At 45.1% G+C, this 21,373-nt stretch carries 18 protein-coding genes; 4 read left to right on the top strand and 14 right to left on the bottom strand.

Going from position 1 to position 21,373, the window contains the following annotated elements; translation table 11 throughout:
• Window positions 1-49: 49 nt before the first annotated feature.
• On the top strand, window positions 50-664 hold the full coding sequence (lepB, locus tag C7Y66_RS03805; RefSeq protein ID WP_106544532.1) for a signal peptidase I: 615 nt from the start codon (window positions 50-52) through the stop codon (window positions 662-664).
• Window positions 665-719: 55 nt separating this feature from the next.
• Here lepB and C7Y66_RS03800 read toward each other — a convergent pair whose 3' ends face one another.
• Entirely contained in the window at window positions 720-1,634 is a 915-nt protein-coding gene (locus tag C7Y66_RS03800; protein WP_015153124.1) for an AraC family transcriptional regulator, read from the bottom strand.
• Window positions 1,635-1,778: 144 nt separating this feature from the next.
• Between C7Y66_RS03800 and C7Y66_RS03795 the strand changes: the two genes are divergently transcribed.
• On the top strand, window positions 1,779-3,092 hold the full coding sequence (locus tag C7Y66_RS03795) for an RNA-guided endonuclease TnpB family protein (protein WP_106544531.1): 1,314 nt from the start codon (window positions 1,779-1,781) through the stop codon (window positions 3,090-3,092).
• 164 nt (window positions 3,093-3,256) lie between these two features.
• Here the strand turns inward: C7Y66_RS03795 and C7Y66_RS31580 are convergent, their stop codons facing one another.
• The 13 genes from C7Y66_RS31580 to C7Y66_RS03735 all read right to left on the bottom strand — a co-directional run bounded on the left by C7Y66_RS31580 (window position 3,257) and on the right by C7Y66_RS03735 (window position 16,165).
• Window positions 3,257-3,403 (bottom strand): hypothetical protein, encoded by a 147-nt coding sequence (locus tag C7Y66_RS31580; protein WP_199197231.1) that lies wholly within the window; start codon window positions 3,401-3,403, stop codon window positions 3,257-3,259.
• Window positions 3,404-3,463: 60 nt separating this feature from the next.
• Window positions 3,464-3,673, bottom strand: coding sequence for a photosystem II reaction center phosphoprotein PsbH (psbH, locus tag C7Y66_RS03790; protein WP_015153122.1), 210 nt, complete (start codon window positions 3,671-3,673; stop codon window positions 3,464-3,466).
• Between the two features lie 206 nt (window positions 3,674-3,879).
• Complete coding sequence (gene psbB / locus C7Y66_RS03785) at window positions 3,880-5,442, bottom strand: photosystem II chlorophyll-binding protein CP47 (protein ID WP_106544530.1); 1,563 nt, start codon at window positions 5,440-5,442, stop codon at window positions 3,880-3,882.
• Between the two features lie 467 nt (window positions 5,443-5,909).
• Window positions 5,910-7,310: a photosystem II reaction center protein CP43 gene (psbC, locus tag C7Y66_RS03780; protein WP_106544529.1), complete on the bottom strand. Its 1,401-nt coding sequence runs from the start codon at window positions 7,308-7,310 to the stop codon at window positions 5,910-5,912.
• 213 nt (window positions 7,311-7,523) lie between these two features.
• Window positions 7,524-8,582: a photosystem II D2 protein (photosystem q(a) protein) gene (psbD, locus tag C7Y66_RS03775; RefSeq protein ID WP_015153118.1), complete on the bottom strand. Its 1,059-nt coding sequence runs from the start codon at window positions 8,580-8,582 to the stop codon at window positions 7,524-7,526.
• Window positions 8,583-8,706: 124 nt separating this feature from the next.
• On the bottom strand, window positions 8,707-9,234 hold the full coding sequence (apcD, locus tag C7Y66_RS03770) for an allophycocyanin subunit alpha-B (protein ID WP_106218459.1): 528 nt from the start codon (window positions 9,232-9,234) through the stop codon (window positions 8,707-8,709).
• Window positions 9,200-11,542, bottom strand: coding sequence for a phycobilisome rod-core linker polypeptide (locus C7Y66_RS03765; protein ID WP_106544528.1), 2,343 nt, complete (start codon window positions 11,540-11,542; stop codon window positions 9,200-9,202). The genes apcD (C7Y66_RS03770) and C7Y66_RS03765 overlap by 35 nt, the downstream gene beginning before the upstream one ends.
• 76 nt (window positions 11,543-11,618) lie before the next feature.
• The gene (gene apcD, locus C7Y66_RS03760; RefSeq protein WP_106170801.1) at window positions 11,619-12,098 is read right to left on the bottom strand and encodes an allophycocyanin subunit alpha-B; all 480 of its coding nucleotides are present in this window, start codon (window positions 12,096-12,098) and stop codon (window positions 11,619-11,621) included.
• 103 nt (window positions 12,099-12,201) lie between these two features.
• Window positions 12,202-12,687, bottom strand: a complete 486-nt coding sequence (locus C7Y66_RS03755) for an allophycocyanin subunit beta apoprotein (RefSeq protein WP_015153114.1) — start codon at window positions 12,685-12,687, stop codon at window positions 12,202-12,204.
• Window positions 12,688-12,797: 110 nt separating this feature from the next.
• Complete coding sequence (gene apcD / locus C7Y66_RS03750) at window positions 12,798-13,274, bottom strand: allophycocyanin subunit alpha-B (protein ID WP_015153113.1); 477 nt, start codon at window positions 13,272-13,274, stop codon at window positions 12,798-12,800.
• 118 nt (window positions 13,275-13,392) lie between these two features.
• Window positions 13,393-14,502 carry a photosystem II q(b) protein gene (gene psbA / locus C7Y66_RS03745; RefSeq protein WP_106544527.1) on the bottom strand — a complete coding sequence of 370 codons (1,110 nt, stop codon included), beginning with the start codon at window positions 14,500-14,502 and terminating at the stop codon, window positions 13,393-13,395.
• Between the two features lie 209 nt (window positions 14,503-14,711).
• Window positions 14,712-15,842, bottom strand: a complete 1,131-nt coding sequence (locus C7Y66_RS03740) for a photosystem II q(b) protein (RefSeq protein ID WP_233222512.1) — start codon at window positions 15,840-15,842, stop codon at window positions 14,712-14,714.
• A 50-nt stretch (window positions 15,843-15,892) separates the two neighbouring features.
• Window positions 15,893-16,165 carry a hypothetical protein gene (locus tag C7Y66_RS03735; protein WP_106544526.1) on the bottom strand — a complete coding sequence of 91 codons (273 nt, stop codon included), beginning with the start codon at window positions 16,163-16,165 and terminating at the stop codon, window positions 15,893-15,895.
• 519 nt (window positions 16,166-16,684) lie between these two features.
• Between C7Y66_RS03735 and C7Y66_RS03730 the strand changes: the two genes are divergently transcribed.
• Both C7Y66_RS03730 and C7Y66_RS03725 read left to right on the top strand, forming a co-directional pair.
• Entirely contained in the window at window positions 16,685-18,553 is a 1,869-nt protein-coding gene (locus tag C7Y66_RS03730) for a response regulator (RefSeq protein WP_106544525.1), read from the top strand.
• Window positions 18,554-18,687: 134 nt separating this feature from the next.
• Window positions 18,688-21,373, top strand: a 2,686-nt coding sequence (locus C7Y66_RS03725) for a GAF domain-containing protein (protein WP_106544524.1), incomplete at its 3' end; no start/stop codon positions are given.

Genomic DNA, 21,373 nt, shown 5'->3' with positions numbered 1-21,373 from the left:
GAGCTAATAACTACCCGCAACTCACGACTCACAATTCACTGTATGGTTTATGACATCTCAGAAAACTAATTCGCCAGATCCAGCAACGACAACTCAAGAAATAAAAACATCAGAAGCATCTGGATGGTTGCGACTATGGCGATCGCAGCAGGAAAATATTCGCCTAGTTGCGATCGCTCTAGTTATGGCGCTGATAATTCGCATTTTTGTGGCGGAACCGCGCTATATTCCCTCAGATTCGATGATACCCACCTTACATACAGGCGATCGCTTGGTAGTCGAAAAAGTCTCGTATTGGTTTCACCCGGCTGAAACAGGCGACATTGTAGTGTTTGAACCACCTGCACAGTTGCAAAGCATGGGTTATCAGAAAAACCAAGTTTTTATTAAACGAGTTATCGGTCAACCTGGGGATACCGTCAGCGTGAAGAACGGTCGAGTTTATCTTAACGGGCGATCGCTCTCGGAAGATTATATTGCCGAACCGCCTGCCTATCAACTCAACTCAGTCCAAGTTCCAGCAGAATCTTACTTCGTCATGGGAGACAACCGCAACGATAGTAACGACTCTCACGTTTGGGGCTTTTTACCTCAACAGAATATTATCGGTCGTGCCGTATTCCGTTTCTTCCCCCTCGATCGCATGGGATTTATCTCAAGCTAGCGCGATTTTCAGGCAAAACAAAGCAGCTAGTCTCTTGGCGTGGAATGCTGAATCGTCAAGCTTTTAAACTCTGGCGAAAGCTAGAAGGAGTGGTCGCAGTATGTTTTTTAAAGAAGCGAGAAAAGTATGCTGCATCGTTAAAGCCAAGTCGAAAGGCAATCTCCTGCACGGATTCAGTCGATCTTGACAGCATTGCTTGGGCTTCGGATAGAGTTTTTTCAATCATCCAAGCGTTGACAGATTTACCCGTTTTGCTTTTAATCACCGTACTGAAATAACCAGGGTGAAGATGCTGCGCTTGGGCAAAGTCCTGCACTCGATATGGGCGATCGAGTTTACCCATTGCAAGATCGCGAAAATGAGCTTCCAGGTTGCGCTTGAATGTCATGACAATCTCTGAACCCGTTTGCGATTCAGCCAAAGGATTATAGGTATTCCAAAACTGCTCTTTAATTTTGAATAGCAGTACAACTGTCAAACTGCCAATAATTTTGAATTTGTAGGCAGAATCCGATTGGTATTCTTGTAAAAGTTGCGTTCCCAAATCGTCAAAAATTTGAAAAACTTCGCGATCGGGATAGTGAGGTGGCACAATCTCAGCAATTAAAAACGGAAAATCATCAAAAATATTTTCATGGACGTATTGCTTCAGAAATGTTTCTGAAAACGTAATCACGTAGCCATGCGATAGTTCGTGAATCTTAAATCCCTTAACGTGACCGGGATTAGTAAAGTAAATCGTCCTGTCCTTTGTTTCGTAAGATTGACCGTCAAGAATGTAGCGACCCCGTCCTTTACGAATGAGCAAGATCGAGTAATAGTTAGCGCGAAATAGGGGAGACTCGATCGGCACATTGCTATGAACTAGCTCAAGCTGATGAATCGTAAAATCAACGTCTTGTTTTAGGGTTCCACCCATTGATGCATAAAACTCAGACATGGAGTTGTAAGCTTTAATCGCATCAGACATTGGCATACTCCACTATTTCAACTTCAACTGTAAGGAGTCCCTCACTATAGCGTAGCTTAGCGCAGGGAGGAATTGCAGACAGGGTATTGACTTAGGAACGAGCTTCACGATATTACAATAAATACAATTTTCGTGAAACTATTAATGTTACAAGTCATTACAGCTAAGCTGAAATTAGAAACAAATCCCGAACAGAAAGAACTGTTGAGAGAAGTTTCTTTGGCTTATCGAGATGCCTTGAACTATACTTCACAGATTAATTTTGAGAATGGTAAATCTTCTAACGGAACTAAGATTCAGAAATTAGTTTACCAAGATTTACGTTCGCGATTTGGTCTTCCTTCCCAGATGGCTTGCAATGTGCCAAGGCAGGTTGGCGCAACTTATAAAGGGCTGCTAACCAAGCTCAGACAAAATGAAGAGGCTATCCGCAAGGGGAGAACAAAAAAGAGATTTAAGGGTTGGTATGAAGCTCCTAAATTTGTTTCTAGGACTTGCAATCTTAACTATTTAAGGGATTTCACTTTTAAACCGAATCGGCAAGTTAGTATCATTAGCTTACAAGGTCGGATTACTATTAATTACTCTGGATACAGTAAGCATCTGGAATTAATTAAGAGTGGCTGCAAGATAGGTGGAGCCAAAATTTACTACTCCAAATCGTCAAAAACTTACTATTTATTAGTAAGTTGTGAACTGGAATTACCAGAATTAGAGCCGACAGAACTAAGTAGAGTGGTTGGTGTAGACGTTGGCAGAAGATTTTTAGCTGTCACCACTGACGTACAGAACAAAACCCAATTCTTTTCTGGCAAGGAGACAATACACAAAGCAAATCAGTATCAAAGAGTACGAAAAATCCTCCAGCGGAAAGGCACTCGTTCTGCTACTAGAAGATTGACGCTAGTATCGGGAAGAGAGAGACGGTTTACTGCTGATGTCAACCACCAACTCAGCGCTTCAGTAGTTACTCCTAATACTCTGTTTGGTTTGGAAGATTTAACTCATATTAGAGACAGGACTAAACCAAAAAAGAGAGGTAAAAAAGCATCGAAGAAGCAAAGAAAAGCTAATAGAAAACAAGCCAAATGGTCGTTTGCCGAATTACACTCATTTATTGACTATAAAGCGGTTTTTGCTGGAAGTCTGGCAATTAAAGTTGATGCTAACTATACCAGTAAAGGGTGCTTTAAATGCGGTCACGTTAGCGACAACAATAGACCAAATAAAGGGTTAATTTTTCGATGCGAATGTTGTAACTTTGAGCTTCATGCTGATTTGGTGGCTGCGCGGAACATAACACTAAGAACGCTTCTTTCTCGGCAAGACTGGGAAAGAACGGGTATCTTGTCAGTATGCCCTGATGTGTCGAGCGGTGAAGCCAAAGCAGAGCGTCTTTCTAGATACTCTGAATTGAGGTGGAGTTCAGATACAAGCCCGCGCTCGACCGTTGGTTAGCGTCGGGTAATTGACAGTCTGCCTTAATTGTACTTTGTCGGGTATAGTCTGATACGAAGAAACAAACAAAGTCCGCTGGTGCGGACTTTTGAAACATTAAGGATTTTGAACCTGGATTCTTGTCAAGTCAGGTTTTTTGTCTGAACCAGGCGATCGCACCGATGCTAACGGCGATCTGCGGGATACGTACTCGATGCGTACACAATTAAGAGAACGCACAATAAAAAAGCTGCTAATAAACCGAATAAAACTCCGGTTGCAGTTGAGGCGAATTGCCCTTCACCGTAGGCAAGATAATAGATGTGATGCATGAAACTACCTCAAACTCAAAAATTTTGATGCGATCGCAGCAAGGCGATCTATCCGAGTTTCTACCAACCTACATGAATACCTCGAACCATAAGTGAGGCGTTGGCAAGCTCCAAAATGATTAATAAAAACAAGAAAAACAACAGCATTAAACCTACCATTAACGGTGTTGTACCCCAACCAGGGGCAACCTTACCAGCTTCCGAATTGAAATTTCTGAAAAAGTACTGCACGGGGGCAGTTTTTTTAGGTTGATATTTTGGTTGTTGCATAAATGAGGGGTGAGGGGTGAGGGGTTAGGATCAATACATCGCAGGTTTTGATTCGATCCCCCCTAGCCCCCCTTAAAAAGGGGGGAACTTAAAGCCCCCTTTTTAAGGGGGTTGGGGGATCTTCAAGATCTTTGCATTGCTAAGTGAGAAGTATTGGGGTTAGGTAAGGTTTGTAGAGACGTTACATTAACGTCTCTACATGAATGCTACATAGCAGGTTCTCTAGTTCCAGCCATAGCTGCGACAGGTATTTTCTTACGTGTAGTAAGGTCTCCTACCTTCTGGAAGACACCAAACTCCACCTGTTCGTCCAAACCCGGATCGATACCAGCAAAAACATCGCGGAAGATAGCGCGGGAACCGTGCCAAATATGCCCGAAGAACCAGACTAAAGCAAAGCAACAATGGAAAAAGGCAAAGAATCCGCGATTGCTGGTGCGGAATACGCCGTCAGAGTTATAGGTTTCGCGATCGAAATCAAAGACTTCACCGAGTTGAGCTTGACGGGCAAATTTCTTCACCGTGCTTGGTTCTGTATATACTTGACCGTCTAATGTGCCACCCACAAAGCTAACCGTAACGCCTTTTTGCTCGAAGCTATACTTGGCTTCTGCTCTACGGAAAGGAATATCGGCGCGGACGACATCATCTTTATCTGTCAAAACGACTGGGAAGGTTTCAAAGAAATTCGGCATTCTGCGCACGTTTAATTCCCGTCCTTCGCCGTCTTTGAAAATGGCATGACCGAGCCAAGCTTTGGCGACTCCATCTCCATCCACCATCCGACCGACTCGGAACAAACCGCCTTTTGCCGGACTGTTGCCAACGTAATCGTAAAATGCCAGCTTTTCAGGAATTGCCGACCAAGCTTCCGAGAGGTTTTTACCTTCAGCTAAATCGGATTGAACGCGGCGATCGATCTCTTTTTTGAAGTAATTTTGATCCCATTGAAACCGAGTAGGACCCCACAATTCGATCGGAGTGGTAGCAGTGCCATACCACATCGAACCGCAAGCGACAAAACCAGCGAAGAAGAATACTGCCAACCCGCTAGCAAGTGCGCCTTCAATATTTCCCATTCTCAAGGCTTTGTACAGTACCTCTGGCGGTCGCGTCACAATATGGAATAATCCGCCAATAATACCGACAATTCCCGCCGCAATGTGGTGCGCCACCACACCACCAGGATTGTAAGGATTAAAGCCTTCTGCTCCCCAGACAGGCGCAACGCCTTGGACGTGACCAGTTAATCCATACGGATCGCTGACCCACATCCCAGGACCAAAAATTCCCGTTAAGTGGAAAGCACCAAAACCAAAACAGAGTAACCCTGCTAACAATAAATGAATGCCAAAGATTCTGGGAAGATCTAACACTGGTTCGTTTGTTTTGGGGTCGAAAAATGTCGCCAGATCCCAATAAACCCAGTGCCAACAAGCGGCAAGAAATTCTAATCCTGAGAAAATAATATGGGCGATCGCTACTGTTTCAAACGTCCAAAACCCAGGATCGGCGACCGATTCACCCGTAATACTCCAACCTTGCCAGGAATTAGTCACCCCTAGGCGAGCCACAAAAGGCATTAAAAAACATCCCTGTCGCCACATGGGGTTTAAAACTGGATCGCTAGAGTCGTACAATGCTAGTTCAAATAACAGCATGGAACCAGCAAAACCCGCACACAGAGCGTTATGCATTAGGTGTACGGCAATGAGTCGTCCTGGGTCATTTATGACCGATGTATGTACTCGATACCAAGGTAATCCCATTAATTATGCTCCTTTTGGTAATTGGTAATTGGTAATTGGTAATTGGTAATTGGTCTACGATCGCTGGTCAATCGCTACTCTTTACTACTCACTACTTACTGTTCCATCAAACAAAAAGTTGTAGGTAGGTTCTCGATATAAAATTGGGAAAAAAGTATTTTATTCCAATTAAAAACAAGACGAGAACAAATAGTAAAACCAAGTCAATTATGGGATCGAGAATTTTCTTTTGAACTGTTTTTTGCATGGTATTTGACTAAAAACAATGAATGAAAAGTAGTTTTTTAAATTTTGACAATGTTTTACATGCTGGAATCTAAGCTATGAACCCTATTCAAGTGATGAAATAATTGCGGGTTTTGTCATTAGTCATCGATCGCTATGTAAATTGAAAATACAAATGACCAATGACCAAGAAAAGGGGAAGAAGCCAGAACAATCTTCTTCCCGCTGCGCTCCAAACTTGTCTAGTCAAGCGGGGGCATAGATAAAACTGGTTCGTCTTCGCGATCGATGCCTCTTTCAAAACCAGCAGCCGCAGCTCTAGCGCGTCCGGCGTGCCACAAGTGACCGACTAGAAATAGAAAAGCGAAAACAAAGTGAGCTGAAGCTAGCCAAGCGCGAGGAGATACATAGTTAAAGGAGTTAATCTCCGTAGCCACACCACCCACAGAGTTGAGAGAACCCAGAGGTGCATGAGTCATGTACTCAGAAGCACGCCGAATTTGCCAAGGTTGAATGTCATATCTGATTTTCTCCAGGTCGAGTCCGTTGGGACCGCGTAGTGGCTCTAACCAAGGACCTTTGAAGTCCCAAAATCGCATTGTTTCACCACCAAAGATAATTTCTCCAGTCGGCGATCGCATCAGGTATTTCCCTAAACCTGTCGGACCTTGAGCAGAAACCACATTTGCCCCCAACTGCTGGTCGCGTACCAAGAAGTTCAATGCTTGCGCTTGCGATGCTTCTGGCGCGGTAGGACCATAAAACTCGCTGGGATAGGCAGTGTTATTAAACCAAATAAAACAGGCAGCAATTAAAGCTTGTCCAGCCACATTTCCTAGACTTTGAGACAGGTAAGCTTCACCCGACCAGATGAAAACACGCTCCGCCCACTTAAATGGCTTAGTTAAAACGTGCCAAATACCACCAGCAAGCAAGATCGATCCCATCCAAATGTGACCGCCAACTATATCTTCTAAATTGTTGACGCTGGCAATATTACCCGCACCACCAGTAAAACCTTTGAAGAGATAGCCAAAAATGATTCTGGGGTCGAGGGTGGGATTGGTCACGACACGGACATCGCCGCCGCCTGGAGCCCAAGTATCGTACAAGCCACCCAAATACATAGCTCTAGCAACTAACAAGAGCGCTCCCAAGCCCAGAGCAATCAGATGATATCCCAAGATGCTCGTGACCTTATCTTTATCAGTCCAGTCAAAATCGTAGAAACCTGCTAACCTTTCCGGTCCTTTAATCGAGTGATAGACACCACCAAAACCGAGAACTGCCGAGCCGATGAGATGTATGGCGGCGATCGCAAAAAATGGAAAAATATCAACGACTTGACCACCTTGCCCAACACCAAAACCCAAGGTGGCAATATGGGGCATCAAAATTAAGCCCTGCTCGTACATCGGCTTTTCCGGTACGTAGTGGGCAACTTCAAACATCAGCATTGCGCCTGCCCAGAAAGCCACTAATCCAGCATGGGCAACGTGAGCGCCTAAAAACCGACCGGACAAGTTGATAAACCGCGCATTTCCAGCCCACCAAGCATATCCAGTAGACGCTTCATCCCGTCCTTCTCTAGGCGTATCGACATTAGTTGTGGTTGTAATCGAGCGATCGAAAGGTGTTTCCATTTTTGAATTGGTAATTGGTAATTGGTAATTGGTAATTGGTAATTGGTAATTGGTAATTGGTATTTACGCGACTTATCTATTGCCCCCTTTTTAAGGGGGTTGGGGGATCGAAAAATTAGGTTACCTCCTCGAAGATCCCCCCTAGCCCCCCTTGGAAAGGGGAGGAACAAGAGAAACTACCACATCGCGTTAATTGATTTTCACGCACCACTTCTAGAGGGCATTTCCACGCGGTAAGACTTCTTCGGGGAATTGGAATTTTTCGTGAGGTTGGTCTTGGGGTGCTAACCAAGCTCTGGCTCCCTCGTTGAGGAGAATATTCTTGGTGTAGAAAGTTTCAAATTCTGGATCTTCTGCGGCACGTAATTCTTGGGAAACAAAGTCGTATGCCCGCACGTTAAACGCTAAACCTACCATGCCAATTGAACTCATCCACAAACCTGTAACGGGAACAAATAACATGAAAAAGTGCAGCCAACGTTTGTTGGAAAAGGCAATCCCAAAAATCTGCGACCAGTAGCGATTAGCTGTGACAAAAGAGTAAGTTTCTTCTGCTTGGGTAGTAGAAAAACCTCGGAAGGTATTAAAGCCTTTGGTGTCTCGAAATAGAGTGTTTTCTACTGTAGCCCCGTGAATCGCACACAACAAAGCTCCACCCAAAACACCAGCTACCCCCATCATGTGAAATGGGTTGAGGGTATAGTTGTGAAAAGCTTGGAAAAATAGTAAGAAACGGAAAATTCCGGCGACTCCATAGGAAGGCGCAAAAAACCAGCTAGATTGTCCCAAAGGATAAATTAAAAAGACGCTCACAAACACAGAAATTGGAGCAGTGAATGCTAAGGCATTGTAGGGACGGATACCTACAACTCTGGCAATTTCCATCTGTCGCAGACAAAAACCAATTAAACCGAAAACGCCGTGTAGAGTGACAAAACTCCACAAGCCACCGATTTGACACCAACGGGTGAAATCCCAATTAGCTTCTGGTCCCCATAAAAATAGTAGAGAATGACCCATACTATCGGCTGGAGTAGAGACAGCAGTGGTGAGAAAATTGCAACCTTCTAAATAAGAACTAACAACGCCGTGGGTATACCAGGAGGTAACAAAGGTAGTGCCAGTGAACCATCCGCCAATTGCCATATAAGAGCAGGGAAAGAGCAACAAACCAGACCAGCCGATAAACACAAAGCGATCGCGCTTCAGCCAGTCATCGAGTACACCGAACCATCCCCACCCAATCGGGGTAGATCGAATTGCTATAGTCATATGTTAAGTTCCTGTTATTTGTCATTTGTCATTTGTCATTTGTCATTTGTCATTTGTTATTAGTGAATTTTGACTTTTCACTCCTAACTCCTAATTTTTGACTTTTGACTTTTAACTTTTGACTTTACCGTTGCCAATCTGTTCGACCGTTATTTTGAAAATAGGGTGCGCCAGGAGAGGAAATGACTTGCAAAATGAGGTCAAAGTAAGGAATGACTTCGGCTGCATCTTCTGGTGTTAGCATGGCGTTAACTTCTGCTTTGACGCAAAGCATATATTGGCGCACATTTTCTAAGGGGATGCCGACGCTGTTGTAAAGTTCTTTCATTCCAATTAAGCCAATTTCCTCTAACGGTTTTTCATTTCCGGCTAGCAGGCAATAACTCACCAGACGGATGTACCACCCGATATCCCGCATAGCTGCCTCAGTTTTACGGGCGTTACCGCTATTACTGGGAGTTCTGGGGCAGATCTTCCAAAATTTTTGCGTCGCTCGTTCGACAATCTTTTTTTCGTTCTGTGCTAGAACTTTCGCCAGACGGATACGCTCTGTTCCCGATCTATAGAAATTTTGCAGGGCGTGAATTTCACCAGGAGTCAGGTAGCGTACCTCTTCATCAGCGTTCAGAATCATTTGCTTGACTATACTCATAGCTCTCCTCTAAGCTCTCTTCCGGTGAATTACTGCGATCGCCTGCTATTTCTGCATGTCTCATCTCGGTTGCTCGATTCGATCGCCCATCGCTGGTAATTTGATTCAGAATCGGTTGTTCGACAAACTGAGATAGTGCTGCCCAATTCGCTTTTCTAGGGTTGTATTTATCGGGAACGGTTTCTGCTGCTTGCTCGCGCCTTAACTGATTTTCGTGACGCGGCGATCGCATTAAGTAACCCCTTGCAGTGACGTAGCGTTCGTAAGGCACTGTATTTTCTCCAAAACACTCTAAGTATTCGGGACTGTCGATAATGGCATCGATCAGCGCGTAGAAGCCTCTCGTGGCGCAGATGTCATAGTAGCGATTCATTTCTTGTCGTCCGTAGGTGGGACGACCCATCAACCGTCGATGGATGTATTCAATTGCCTTCGTCACGTAAAGCGAATCCCAATATAAGCTACGGAATACTTTCGACTTGGCTAACTGCCGCACGAACTCCCGCACGCTAATTTCGCCCCCTAGCAGCTTCGATTCAGTACTGGATAGCGGTTGCCGCTGACCTTCATATAAAGAGCGCCCGAATACCTGCCGATAGGCTCCTTCAATAAATGCTGGGGATGAGTGGTGTAAAAGATTGATGCTAGGACTCTGATGCCCTGGCTGACTCACGCCGTTTGACGTACCGTTGCCATGATGCAAGGGTTCTAGCTTCAGTACCCTAGTCCCCAAAGAACCAGGAACTTTACCCAAAGCATTACCGTTGAGTTTGTCGGGACTACCTGCACCAGAACCGATCAGAATGCGGCGCGTATCCTTGTTAAAAAATGCCGGTTGAGGGTGGGGATTGCGGGTTTCCTGGGGAAAGATTGCCCCAAATTGAATTTCTAGCGGGTCATTACCGCAACCGTAAGGATGCTGTTCGGGTAGGGGTTTCTGGTAACTACCGAATAGAGTAATAAACTGAGGGACTTTCCGCACTGGAGCGCTGTATTTAAATAAGTCTAGTTGCGGTCCCCAGTTGCGACATTCTTGCGCTTCTTGACCCAATCCTCGCAAATACGGGACTGTCTCTTCACCAAAATAATCGCTGTACTCCGCAGAATCGACAAACGCATCGACCAAGGCAGGCAAACCACCTTTAGTCATGACATCAAAGTATGTCTGAAATTCCTCGCGACTGCTCAATCCACGTCCCAAGAAGTGTCGCGCCGCCAGTTCGATCGCCCGACTAATGGTAAAAGGTTCATAGAATAATCTGCGGTAGAGACGAGATTTACCCAAACGGCGCACGAATTCTTTAACCGAGATATTTCCACCAATGAGCTGAGATTCTAACTCGGCTTTTTGGGTAAACCCATACGTATCGGTTACATCGCGCTCAAATACGTGACGATAGATAGCTGCGATCGCCTCTTGTTTCTGAGTTAGCGTCGCTCCCTGCTTGAAGACAAACTTCGGTCGCACTTCTGCTGACATTGAATAACTTTGCGGCAGTTGCAATCCTTGTTGGTCGTTGGAAACACCAATTCTGACTTGATTTGAGGGTTTATCGGTCAGATATTCGGCAATCAGTAAGTCAAAGTAACCCTTAACTAATTGGGTTGCCTCCGCATCCTCTGAGAAATAGTCGAGCGACTGTCGCCGCATTGCCCGCAGTGCCACAATAGTAGCTTCTGTAACATCTTCAGGAATTACGCCGCGCAAGCCTCGGACGTTGGCACTTAAAATACTGCCATCACCCGCCACAATTGCATAGGTGATATAGCGTAAAAACCACGCCAAATCCCGCATCGATCGCTTCATCCTCACTGCACCATAGCGAGACACATTGATGAAGCGAAAACCACCAGGTAAAGGATCTTGATTATTAAATAGGTCGCGAAAACGCTGCAACCAACCACTCAAAGGATTGCTGTAGTAGGCAACTTCTTGGATTTTTAAAGCCTCTTTGACCATCACAGCACCAGCTTTTCTTCTAGCAGCCGTGAGAAAATCTTCACCGACGTAGTAACCAGAACCAGGCAATCCAATCTTTTCTTTGGGCTTTTCTAAATAAGCCATCGGCGAACCGCCAACAAAAATTCGGTTAGCCCCAGCTAAGACAATTTCATCAGCATGTTGAGTCAGCGTGTTGGCAATTTCTAACAATTTCACGCCCGAACTGAAAAAATCAGCGAGTTCTTGTAGTTCGGTATTTTTTAAACAACGGTCTTGTTGTACCGCATGAGAAATCACTGCAACTGGGACAGTATGGTATCGTTGCGGTTGAGTTACCGGACTTCCACCACTTGCTTTTACACTCATTGTTAAAAAGGTAATTGGTAATTGGTAATTGGTGGTTATCTTAATCAATTCCGAATTCCGAATTCCGAATTCCGAATTATGGAGTCATTCCCTGAATTAAACAATCAAAATACGGTGTGACTTCAGCAGCATCTTCCCGACTTAAAAGGTCTAAAGTCACTTCTTTTAGACAACGAATGCATTCCACCCAATTTCTTAAAGGAATTTCTAGGGATTCGTACATTTCTTTTACACCTACAATTCCGATGTCTTTTAGAGGTTCTACATCTCCGACAATAACTGTATAAGCAATTAGGCGGATATACCAATCTTGATCGCGCAAACAAGATGCCCGATAAGTTCTATTACCGCTATTACTTGGCGTGTCGGGACAGCATTCCCAAAACTTCAAACTACCTCTTTCAACAATTTCTTTTCTGTTTTCAATTAGAGTTGTAGCGATTCGCAAACGGTTTTCCCCGCCATTATAGAAGTCGCGAATTGTTCGCAACTCCCCAGGACTTAAATAACGAGCTTCGCGATCGGCGCTAGCAATTGCTTTGGTGATGATACTCATTGGTAATGGGTAATGGGTAATGGGTAATTGGTAAGTGGCTGGTGGCTGGTGACTAGTGGCTGGAATCTTTTCTATTCACTAGCCACTAGTCACTAATCACTAATTAACTCAAACCAGCAGCAATATGGTCGAAATAAACACCCATTTCTCTGCCTGCATCAGCACCAACTAAACTAGTGACAACTTCTTTCATGGCTTGTACGGAGCGAATTGTTGCCCCAATTGGCACGCCTAAAGAGTTATAAGTTTCTCTTAAACCGTTGAGAATGCGCTCGTCTAAAATTGAAGTGTCTCCAGCTAACATTGCGTAAGTGGCATAGCGCAAAAAGTAATCTAAATCGCGCACGCAAGCAGCATAGCGACGACAAGTATACATATTGCCACCAGGAGCGGTGATATCTGTATAAAGCAAAGATTTTGCTACTGTTTTGGTGACAATGTTCTTAGCATTTGCACTGACTGCGATCGCAGTTTTTGCCCGCATATCGCCACTTTGAAAGTAGTTTTGTAACTTATCCAAAGAACTCGGATCTAGATATCTGCCTTGAACGTCAGAAGAATTAATTAAAGCAGTGATTGCGTCTTGCATTGTTTATCTCCTAAATTTGGTAATGGTAATTAGTAAGTGGCTAGTCATTAGTGGCTAGTAGCTAGATTCAATTTTTTTCACTAGCCACTAGCCACAAGACACTAATCACTTTAAGAAAGCGATCGCATCACGTAGTCAAAATATGCTGATACTTCTAAAGCATCTTCTTCGCTCATAAGCGATAGTGCTTCTTCTTTCAAACAGCGCATACATTCAACTATGTTTCTGAGCGGAATTTCGAGGTTGTTATACATCTCTTTGATGCCAATCGTGCCGATTTCTTCTAGAGGCTTTTCGCTACCTGCTAATACGGAATAGGCGATCAGACGAATATACCAACCTTGATCGCGCTGGCAAGAAGCTGTTTTGCGTTCGTTACCGCTATTGCTAGGAGTATTGGGAACCCGCTCCCAAAATCTCGCGCTACCATTTTGAACGATTCTTTGCTCGTTTTCTGCTAATATTTTGGCGATCCGAATTCTCTGTTCGCCTGTTTTAACAAAATTTTGATAAACCTGAATTTCTTTTGGTGCGGGATAGCGAGATTCACTATCGGCATTCAGAATTAATTCTGTAACGATGCTCATTGTTTTCTCCTAAAAATTGCTAAGTCATTTTGTCAAGTTGGTTTGAGTAAAATTGGCAAGCCAATCGGATAGTCAAAAGACTTGCCAATAAATAGCCAGAGGATAGCTAAATGAGTGCTTAACTGGCGATCGCCTGTGGTGGAACTTCACCAATTGCTGGCGCTTTGAACGCTACTGGAACGGCATCGCTACAAGCAAGATCTAGGGGGAAGTTATGAGCATTGCGTTCGTGCATGACTTCAAATCCTAGATTTGCCCGATTCAATACATCAGCCCAGGTTGGTAACACGCGACCTTGCGAGTCAAGAACTGAGTTATTGAAGTTAAACCCGTTCAGATTAAATGCCATCGTACTGATACCCAGCGCCGTAGCCCAAATACAGACCACGGGCCAAGCTGCTAAAAAGAAGTGCAACGAACGACTATTGTTGAAGCTGGCATACTGGAAAATCAGACGACCGAAATAACCGTGGGCGGCGACAATGTTGTATGTCTCTGATTCTTGTCCGAACTTGTAGCCGTAGTTCTGCGATTCGCTGTCGCTGGTTTCGCGAATTAAGCTGGATGTTACCAACGAACCATGCATAGCGCAGAATAACGAACCTCCCAGAACTCCTGCAACTCCCAACATGTGGAAGGGATGCATCAGAATATTGTGTTCGGCTTGGAAGACAAACATGAAATTGAAAGTACCGCTGATGCCCATTGGCAGACCATCAGAGAAGCTACCTTGTCCGATGGGATAAACCAAGAACACCGATGATGTGGCAGCAACGGGAGCAGTATAAGCAACCGCAATCCACGGACGCATCCCCAAGCGATAAGACAACTCCCACTCGCGCCCTGCATAACAACACAGAGCTGGAATGTAGTGAAAACCTATCATCTGATAGGGTCCACCATTGTAAAGCCACTCATCCATCGAAGCTGCTTCCCAAATAGGGTAAAAGTGCAAGCCAATGGCATTAGACATCGGCACTACGGCTCCAGTAATGATGTTATTGCCGTAGAGTAAGGAACCTGATACGGGTTCGCGGATACCATCAATATCTACAGGTGGTGCTGCGATAAAAGCGATGGTAAAGACGCTAATGGAGACTCCTAAAAGGGGAATCATCAGCACGCCAAACCAGCCGATATATAACCGATTTTCCGTGCTAGTCACCCAATTACAGAACCTTTCCCACGCAGGGACGCGGTTTAATTGACGCTGTAAAACTGTAGTCATATGTCAGTTATTAGTTGTCAGTTATCAGTGGAACCAGTGGCTGGTGGCTAGTGGCTGGTGGCTAGTTGTAGTGGCACAAGGCGTTAGCCGAAAATAATTTCCTGCCTAAAAGCTATTTGGCAAGCATAATCTTGAACTCATCTTGTGTGTCATTACAGCTAGTAGCTAGAGTCTTTTCTAGTCACCAGTCACGAGTCACTAGCCACTCACTACTCATTACTCACTGCCATCAAGTCACTGGGGAATTGGTGTAACTGGCGATCGCGTGCCATATCTATGCCTAGATTTGCCAACGAGATCGCGTCTGCCCATGTATTTACCGTTCTGCCTTGGCTCTCGATGTGGGTTGGCTCGAAGTTCAACTTTTCAAAGTTGAATGCTGCAATATCAACCCCCAAAGCCGCAGACCAGATTCCTGCTACTGGAAAAGCTGCTAGGAAAAAATGCAATCGGCGCGAGTTGGGAAAGCTAGTTCCCCGCCAAATTAACCGCCACAAGTACAGTTGAGCTGCCCTAAAACTGTAGGTCGGGCGCTTTTGACCGAGCTTGTATCCGGCATTGGTCGATTCGCTCAGTTCGTCCGTGCGATCGCCATCCATACGGATCAAGGTAGAAGTCACTAGGGAACCGTGCATAGCGCATAAGAAAGCACCACCCAAAACTCCGATGACTCCCAAAACGTGAAAAGGACTCATGAGAATGTTATGGTCTGCTTGAAACCGCAACATGAAGTTGAAAGTCCCAGAAATTCCCAGTGGCATTCCTGCTGAGAAGCTACCTTGTCCGACTGGATAGACTAAGAAGACCGAAATTGAAGCCGCAACGGGTGCAGTAAATGCTAAAGAAATCCAAGGTCGCATTCCCAAGCGATAGCTCAATTCCCATTCGCGATCTTGATAGCAAATAATGCCGATCAAGAAATGCAGCACGATCAGTTGATAAGGTCCACCGTTGTAGAGCCACTCATCTAAAGAGGCTGCTTCCCAAAGTGGATAAAAATGCAGTCCGATCGCCGCTGATGTTGGTACGACAGCCGCCGTAATAATGTTATTGCCGTCTAGTAGAGAGCCAGTAATCGGCGAACTCATACCGTCCATATCTACTGCTGGTGCGGCAATAATGGCAATGATAAACACGCTGGCTGCTGTCAGCATACAGGGAATCATTAGTACTCCAAACCAGCCGATATATAGCCGATTTTCAGTACTAGTCACCCAATTACAAAAGCGATCCCAAATACTAGTGCTTTGGCGTTTTTTTAATTCATTAGTGACTGGGATCTGTTCAGTAGGATCGCCACGAGTTGGAGTCGCGATCGCACTGTCTGTCTTTGACACCATGAGAATAGATGTTTAATAAAGGGCGAGAAATTCCCCACCGCAACAGTGTTTTAATCCTGATGCGATGGGTTGACTTTTGATAGTCGAATCAAAGCAATCAAAGTAGGAGCAACAAAACTTGTTGGACGTTGATTGTGTTCGAGAATAGGGAAAAAACCTGAAGAACCAATGAAGAAATGAAATTTGTTTACAAAAAGTAATAATTTTACTAAGAAAACGCTCGCGCGATCGCTTGCCTTGAAGTCGCGATCGCCCTTACTATCAGATGCTTGCAACTCAATGTTATTGTTAGCAGCAACGTCCAAAAAGTCTTTCGTTAGCAAATGAGCATTAACTCACTAAAAAATAAAGTTAGGTAAAGACATATTAATTTTATTGAACAAAAGCAGACTAAAATTAGAGATTTGTGAATAATATTTGTCAAATAAGAAACACTGTTTACTGAATCTATCGTTAGAAAAACTACCCAACAAATTTATTTACTCGGAGGTATTAACACTTAGCATCTCAACAGCCAAAATTGTAGAACTTAATTTAGATAGACGTTCTAGCTAGAAGCTTTCTAGCAATTCGATACCTGATAGCAGATTAAACTGTAACAAAAGCAACATAACTGTCGTTTTGCAACTGCTGGCTGAGAAATTTGGATATTTCGTAAGAAGTATTGACTGTTAGTAATTCTTGGCTAGCTATAGGAATCCGGTTTGATTTATCAACTTACTTGTGAAGATAGGGAAGAGGGAGAAGTCGTAAGTCGTAACACGCATCTCTTACTGACCAACTACAAATTACCAACTACCAATTACCAATTACCAACTCACTTATTTAATAGGTGATACAAAATGAGAATTTTACTCATAGAAGACGACGAATGTGTTGCTAAGGCTTTAAGAAATGTGCTTCAGCAGCAAAACTATGTCGTCGATACTGCAACTGATGGTCAGACTGGGTGGGATCTCATTCAAACTTTCACCTATGACTTAATTTTGTTAGATGTGATCCTGCCTAAGCTTGATGGTATTAAACTTTGCCAACGATTGCGCGATCGCAAATATCAAACCCCTGTGCTATTAATTACGGCGCAAGACTCTAGCGATCGCAAAGTGATGGGATTAGATGCAGGCGCAGATGATTATCTCGTCAAACCTTTCGATATGCCAGAATTACTGGCTCGAATTCGCGTACTTTTGCGACGACAAAGTAAACCAATCCTACAAGCTTTAGAGTGGGGAGACTTGCGGCTGCAATGCGGGACGTGTGAAGTAACATATGGCGATCGCGTCTTGCATTTGACACCGAACGAATATCGTCTGCTAGAGCTTTTCCTGCGCCATCCTCAGCTCGTCTTAAGCCGTGGTGAGATTTTAGATCGAGTTTGGGCAGTTCCAGAAGCCCCTAAAGAAGACACAGTGACGGCTCATATTAAGGGTTTGCGACAGAAATTGAAACAAGTCGGCGCACCTGCCGATTTAATAGAAACAGTATACGGTCTGGGTTATCGCCTGAAACAACCCGCACCGACAACTAAAAAAACAAAACTGCGCGGCGCGTCTTTACCTCAAAGTCAGGACTCGATCCAGCGGCAGACAAAAGCAGCCTTGGCAGAAGTTTGGGAAAAACTCAAACATCAAAGTAGCGATCGCGTTGCCGTGTTAGAGCAAGCAACCATATCCTTACTAGACAACAAACTCACAGAAGAATTGCGCCAAAAAGCGCGACAAGCAGCACACAAGTTAGCAGGAGCGTTGGGTATTTTTGGGTTTGCCAAAGGTTCGCGGTTGGCAAAACATATCGAGGATATCTGGCAAGCAGACGTAATTTTAGACCGTAGTGAGGCACTGCACTTATATGAAATGGTGATGGCATTGAAACGAGAAATTCAACGACCTAGCCTGAGCCAACTCGATCGCCCCTTACCGCGCCAGCAATCGATCGTCATGCTAGCAATTGATGGTGATGCCGGACTAGCAGAGCAAATCGTCAAGTTGGCTGCAACCGCAGGGATAGGAGTAAAAATTGCGCCGAATATATCGGCAGCAAAAGCAGCGATCGCCCATTTAGAAAAATTCAATCGCCTATCTCCAGCAGATGTAGTCATCCTCAATCTTTCCCTTGCCAATACCACCGCCGCAGATTTAGCCATTCTTGCCGAACTGACAAACCGTACTCCACCAATTCCAGTCTTGCTGTGTACCAGAGGCGATCGATTAAGCGATCGAATCGAGCTGTCTCGTTTGGGCGTTCACGCTTTTTTAAGACAACCCTTCAACCCAGAGGAGGTGCTAGCAGCAGTTACGAGATTGCAACAAACTCGCTCTCATCCCACCAAAATTCTAGTTGTGGATGACGATCCAGAGATTCTGACGCTAATGCAAGCGTTATTAGAACCTTGGGGCATTCAGCTCAACACGTTGGAAGAACCATCGCGTTTTTGGGCAATTTTAGAAGAATTTGCCCCCGATATGCTCGTACTTGATGTAGAAATGCCTCAGTTTAACGGCATCGATCTGTGTCAAATCGTGCGTAACGAACCACGTTGGCATAAACTACCCGTCCTCTTTCTTACAGCTCACACTGACGATCGCACTATACAACAAGTCTTTACCGCAGGTGCAAACGATTGTTTGAGCAAGTCGATTTTAGGTACGGAACTCGTGACTCAGATTTTTAATCGCTTGGGACAAATGCGATTGATGCAGAGTATTCAGTAGGGAGTCGGGAGCCGGGAGTCGGGAGCTGGGGGAGTCGGGAGTCGGGGACAAGGAGACAAGGAGGACAAGGAAGCTATTTTATCTAGCCACTAGCCACCAGTCACTAGCCACTAATAACTGATAACAGTAGTCAAATGCAAACAAATCGTTCCCTGTCAAATTCTACTTGTGGAGCGAGCGAAGAACAGATCGCTTCCCTAGAAGTGTTGCTACATCGGATGATGAATCGCATTCGTCAATCTTTGGAGTTGCCTGCGATTCTTTCAGGAACTGTTGCCGAAGTGCGTGCCTTTTTGGGAACCGATCGCGTGATGGTTTATCGGTTCGATTTAGATGGTAGTGGCGAAGTCGTAGCAGAATCGGTGCAGGAAGAACGTTTACCATCTTTACTGGGACAACACTTTCCTGCCGAAGATATTCCGCCCCTGGCGCGAGAGTTATTTTTGAAGGCGCGTCAGCGTTCGATTGTCGATGTGGCAGCACAGGAAATTGGCTCAAGTTCGTTGGATTGTCCGGTTACCGGAGTATCGCTTCCAGAAATTGACATCCGATTTCGCCCTGTCGATCCCTGTCATGTGGAGTATCTCACTTCGATGGGGGTGCAGTCTTCTCTAGTCGTGCCGATCTTACATCGCGATCGCCTGTGGGGGTTGTTAGTATCCCATCACAGTTTACCGCGACAAGTTACAGACCGAGAGTTGCAGGTGGTGCAATTGGTAGCAGATCAATTATCAATTGCGATCGCCCAAAGTACCTTGCTCGAACAAACTCGCATCCAAGCCCAACAAGAAGCCACGATTAACCGCGTGGCTAAATTATTACATTCCATGACCGAGATGCAGTTACAGCAAGCGTTAGAGCTAACTGTCTCGGCGCTGGGGGGAACGGGTGGCAGAGTTTATATTAGTCCCCAAAGACCAGGAACCGCAGCGCAGTTGTTGACTTGTGGCGAACAACCGATTTGGCGAGCTGAAGTAGGATGCCAGTTGTATCTGGAAGAATATTCGAGTTGGCGATCGTGGCTAGACGCACAAACAACTGTTGATGACGATCGCTGTACTTGGGCGATCGCTGATTGGCACGGTCTAGAAATTCCTCCAGAATTGGCGCTGGCATGGTTCCCGGTGCGAATTCGCGGTTTGTTAATCGTGCGCTTGCAGTACCGACAGCAAATTTTAGGTTATTTGAGCGTATTTCGGCGAGAAATTGAGATTGAAACCCTATGGGCGCGACGACCCGACCGGGACGATCCGCGCCACGCGCGTCCAATTCAATCTTTTGAAACTTGGCGAGAATTAAAACAAGGGCAAGCGCAAGCCTGGACGAGTGCGGAAATAGAACCAGTGCAAGCTTTAAGTAGTCATTTTGCTCTGGCAATTCAGCAATATGAACTTTATTTACAAGTTCATGCCCTCAACGCCGATTTATCTCGCGACATTCAAGAGCGCAGGCAAGCAGAGATTAAAATTTGTGCTTTAAATGCCCAATTAGAGCAAAGAGTCGAGGAGCGAACCGCAGAACTACAACGTGCTAATGTCGATTTACTTAGAGAAATTAGCGTGCGCGAACAGGCGCAAGCTTCCTTAGAACGCCTCAGCCGCCAAAATGAATTAATTCTCAACTCGGCAGGCGAAGGAATTTACGGTTTAAACGCTCAAGGCAAAATTACCTTTGTCAATCCCGCTGCCGCGAGAATGTTGGGATACCGAGTTAGAGAGCTAATTGGATCTAATTGCGATCGCGATTTAGAGATTCATGCCAGCTACTTTTTACCAGAAACGCGCGATCGCTCCAATGCTAAATTTATCCATGCCATCGTCAACCACTCCCAACCGGACGGCACGCCTTACACTTGGGAAGACAGCCCGATTTACGCTACCCTCCAAACTGGAGCAGTACAATACATAACCAACGATATTTTTTATCGTCGCGACGGGTCAAAATTTCCAGTTGAATACGTTAGCACTCCAATTCGAGAACAGGGAAAGATTGTCGGTGCAGTTGTCATATTTAAAGACATTACCGAGCGCCAAATTGTCGAGCGGATGAAAGATGAGTTTGTCTCAGTTGTCAGCCACGAACTCCGAACTCCTCTCACTTCAATTCGTACTGCTTTGGGTTTGCTAGCGCGGGGTTTTCTGGAGACTCAACCAGCCAAACGGCAGCGGATGTTAGAAATTGCGTTTGACAATACCAACCGTTTAGTCCGGCTCATTAGCGACATCCTTGACATCGAACGGATCAATTCTGGCAAAGTTATCATGCACAAACAGCTTTGCGATGCATCTGAGTTGATCGTCCAATCGGCAGAGGTTATGCAAGCAATGGCTGAGAAAGCAGAAATTAATCTGTGCGTCACACCAGTATCAACAAAGTTGTGGGTAGATCCAGACCGAATCGTACAAACACTAACTAACCTACTCAGCAATGCGATTAAAGTTTCCTCCCCAGGATCTACAGTGTGGCTGAGTGCGGAACTAGGGAGCAGGGAGAAGAGAGCTGAGGGAACTGAGGGGGACAAGGGGGACAAGGGAGACAAGGGGGACAAGGAAGCAGAGGAGCAGAGGGGCAGAGGAGCAGAGGAGACTAGGAGACTAGCAGCAATAACCAACCATCAACTACCAACTACCAACTACCAACTACCAACTACCAATTACCAATTGTCCACCAACATCAACATCCAAGTCAAAGACACCGGACGCGGTATTCCTGCTGATAAACTCGAATCAATTTTTGAACGCTTTCAGCAAGTCGATGCTTCTAACTCCGGTCATCAAGGCGGGACTGGTTTAGGACTAGCAATTTGCCGCAGCATCGTAC

Source organism: Chroococcidiopsis sp. CCALA 051, assembly GCF_003015105.1.
Classification (GTDB): domain Bacteria; phylum Cyanobacteriota; class Cyanobacteriia; order Cyanobacteriales; family Chroococcidiopsidaceae; genus Chroococcidiopsis; species Chroococcidiopsis thermalis.
This window is presented reverse-complemented; position numbering and strand designations above follow the sequence as displayed.

Coding starts and splice junctions, on each gene's coding strand:
- C7Y66_RS03795 (WP_106544531.1), top strand. CDS start 1,779: ATGTTACAAGTCATTACAGCTAAGCTGAAATTAGAAACAAATCCCGAA.
- C7Y66_RS03755 (WP_015153114.1), bottom strand. CDS start 12,687: ATGCAAGACGCAATCACTGCTTTAATTAATTCTTCTGACGTTCAAGGC.
- psbA (WP_106544527.1), bottom strand. CDS start 14,502: ATGACTACAGTTTTACAGCGTCAATTAAACCGCGTCCCTGCGTGGGAA.
- C7Y66_RS03800 (WP_015153124.1), bottom strand. CDS start 1,634: ATGTCTGATGCGATTAAAGCTTACAACTCCATGTCTGAGTTTTATGCA.
- apcD (WP_015153113.1), bottom strand. CDS start 13,274: ATGAGCATCGTTACAGAATTAATTCTGAATGCCGATAGTGAATCTCGC.
- apcD (WP_106170801.1), bottom strand. CDS start 12,098: ATGAGTATCATCACCAAAGCAATTGCTAGCGCCGATCGCGAAGCTCGT.
- psbD (WP_015153118.1), bottom strand. CDS start 8,582: ATGACTATAGCAATTCGATCTACCCCGATTGGGTGGGGATGGTTCGGT.
- psbH (WP_015153122.1), bottom strand. CDS start 3,673: ATGCAACAACCAAAATATCAACCTAAAAAAACTGCCCCCGTGCAGTAC.
- C7Y66_RS03765 (WP_106544528.1), bottom strand. CDS start 11,542: ATGAGTGTAAAAGCAAGTGGTGGAAGTCCGGTAACTCAACCGCAACGA.
- lepB (WP_106544532.1), top strand. CDS start 50: ATGACATCTCAGAAAACTAATTCGCCAGATCCAGCAACGACAACTCAA.
- C7Y66_RS03730 (WP_106544525.1), top strand. CDS start 16,685: ATGAGAATTTTACTCATAGAAGACGACGAATGTGTTGCTAAGGCTTTA.
- apcD (WP_106218459.1), bottom strand. CDS start 9,234: ATGAGTATAGTCAAGCAAATGATTCTGAACGCTGATGAAGAGGTACGC.
- C7Y66_RS03740 (WP_233222512.1), bottom strand. CDS start 15,842: ATGGTGTCAAAGACAGACAGTGCGATCGCGACTCCAACTCGTGGCGAT.
- psbC (WP_106544529.1), bottom strand. CDS start 7,310: ATGGAAACACCTTTCGATCGCTCGATTACAACCACAACTAATGTCGAT.
- C7Y66_RS31580 (WP_199197231.1), bottom strand. CDS start 3,403: ATGCATCACATCTATTATCTTGCCTACGGTGAAGGGCAATTCGCCTCA.
- psbB (WP_106544530.1), bottom strand. CDS start 5,442: ATGGGATTACCTTGGTATCGAGTACATACATCGGTCATAAATGACCCA.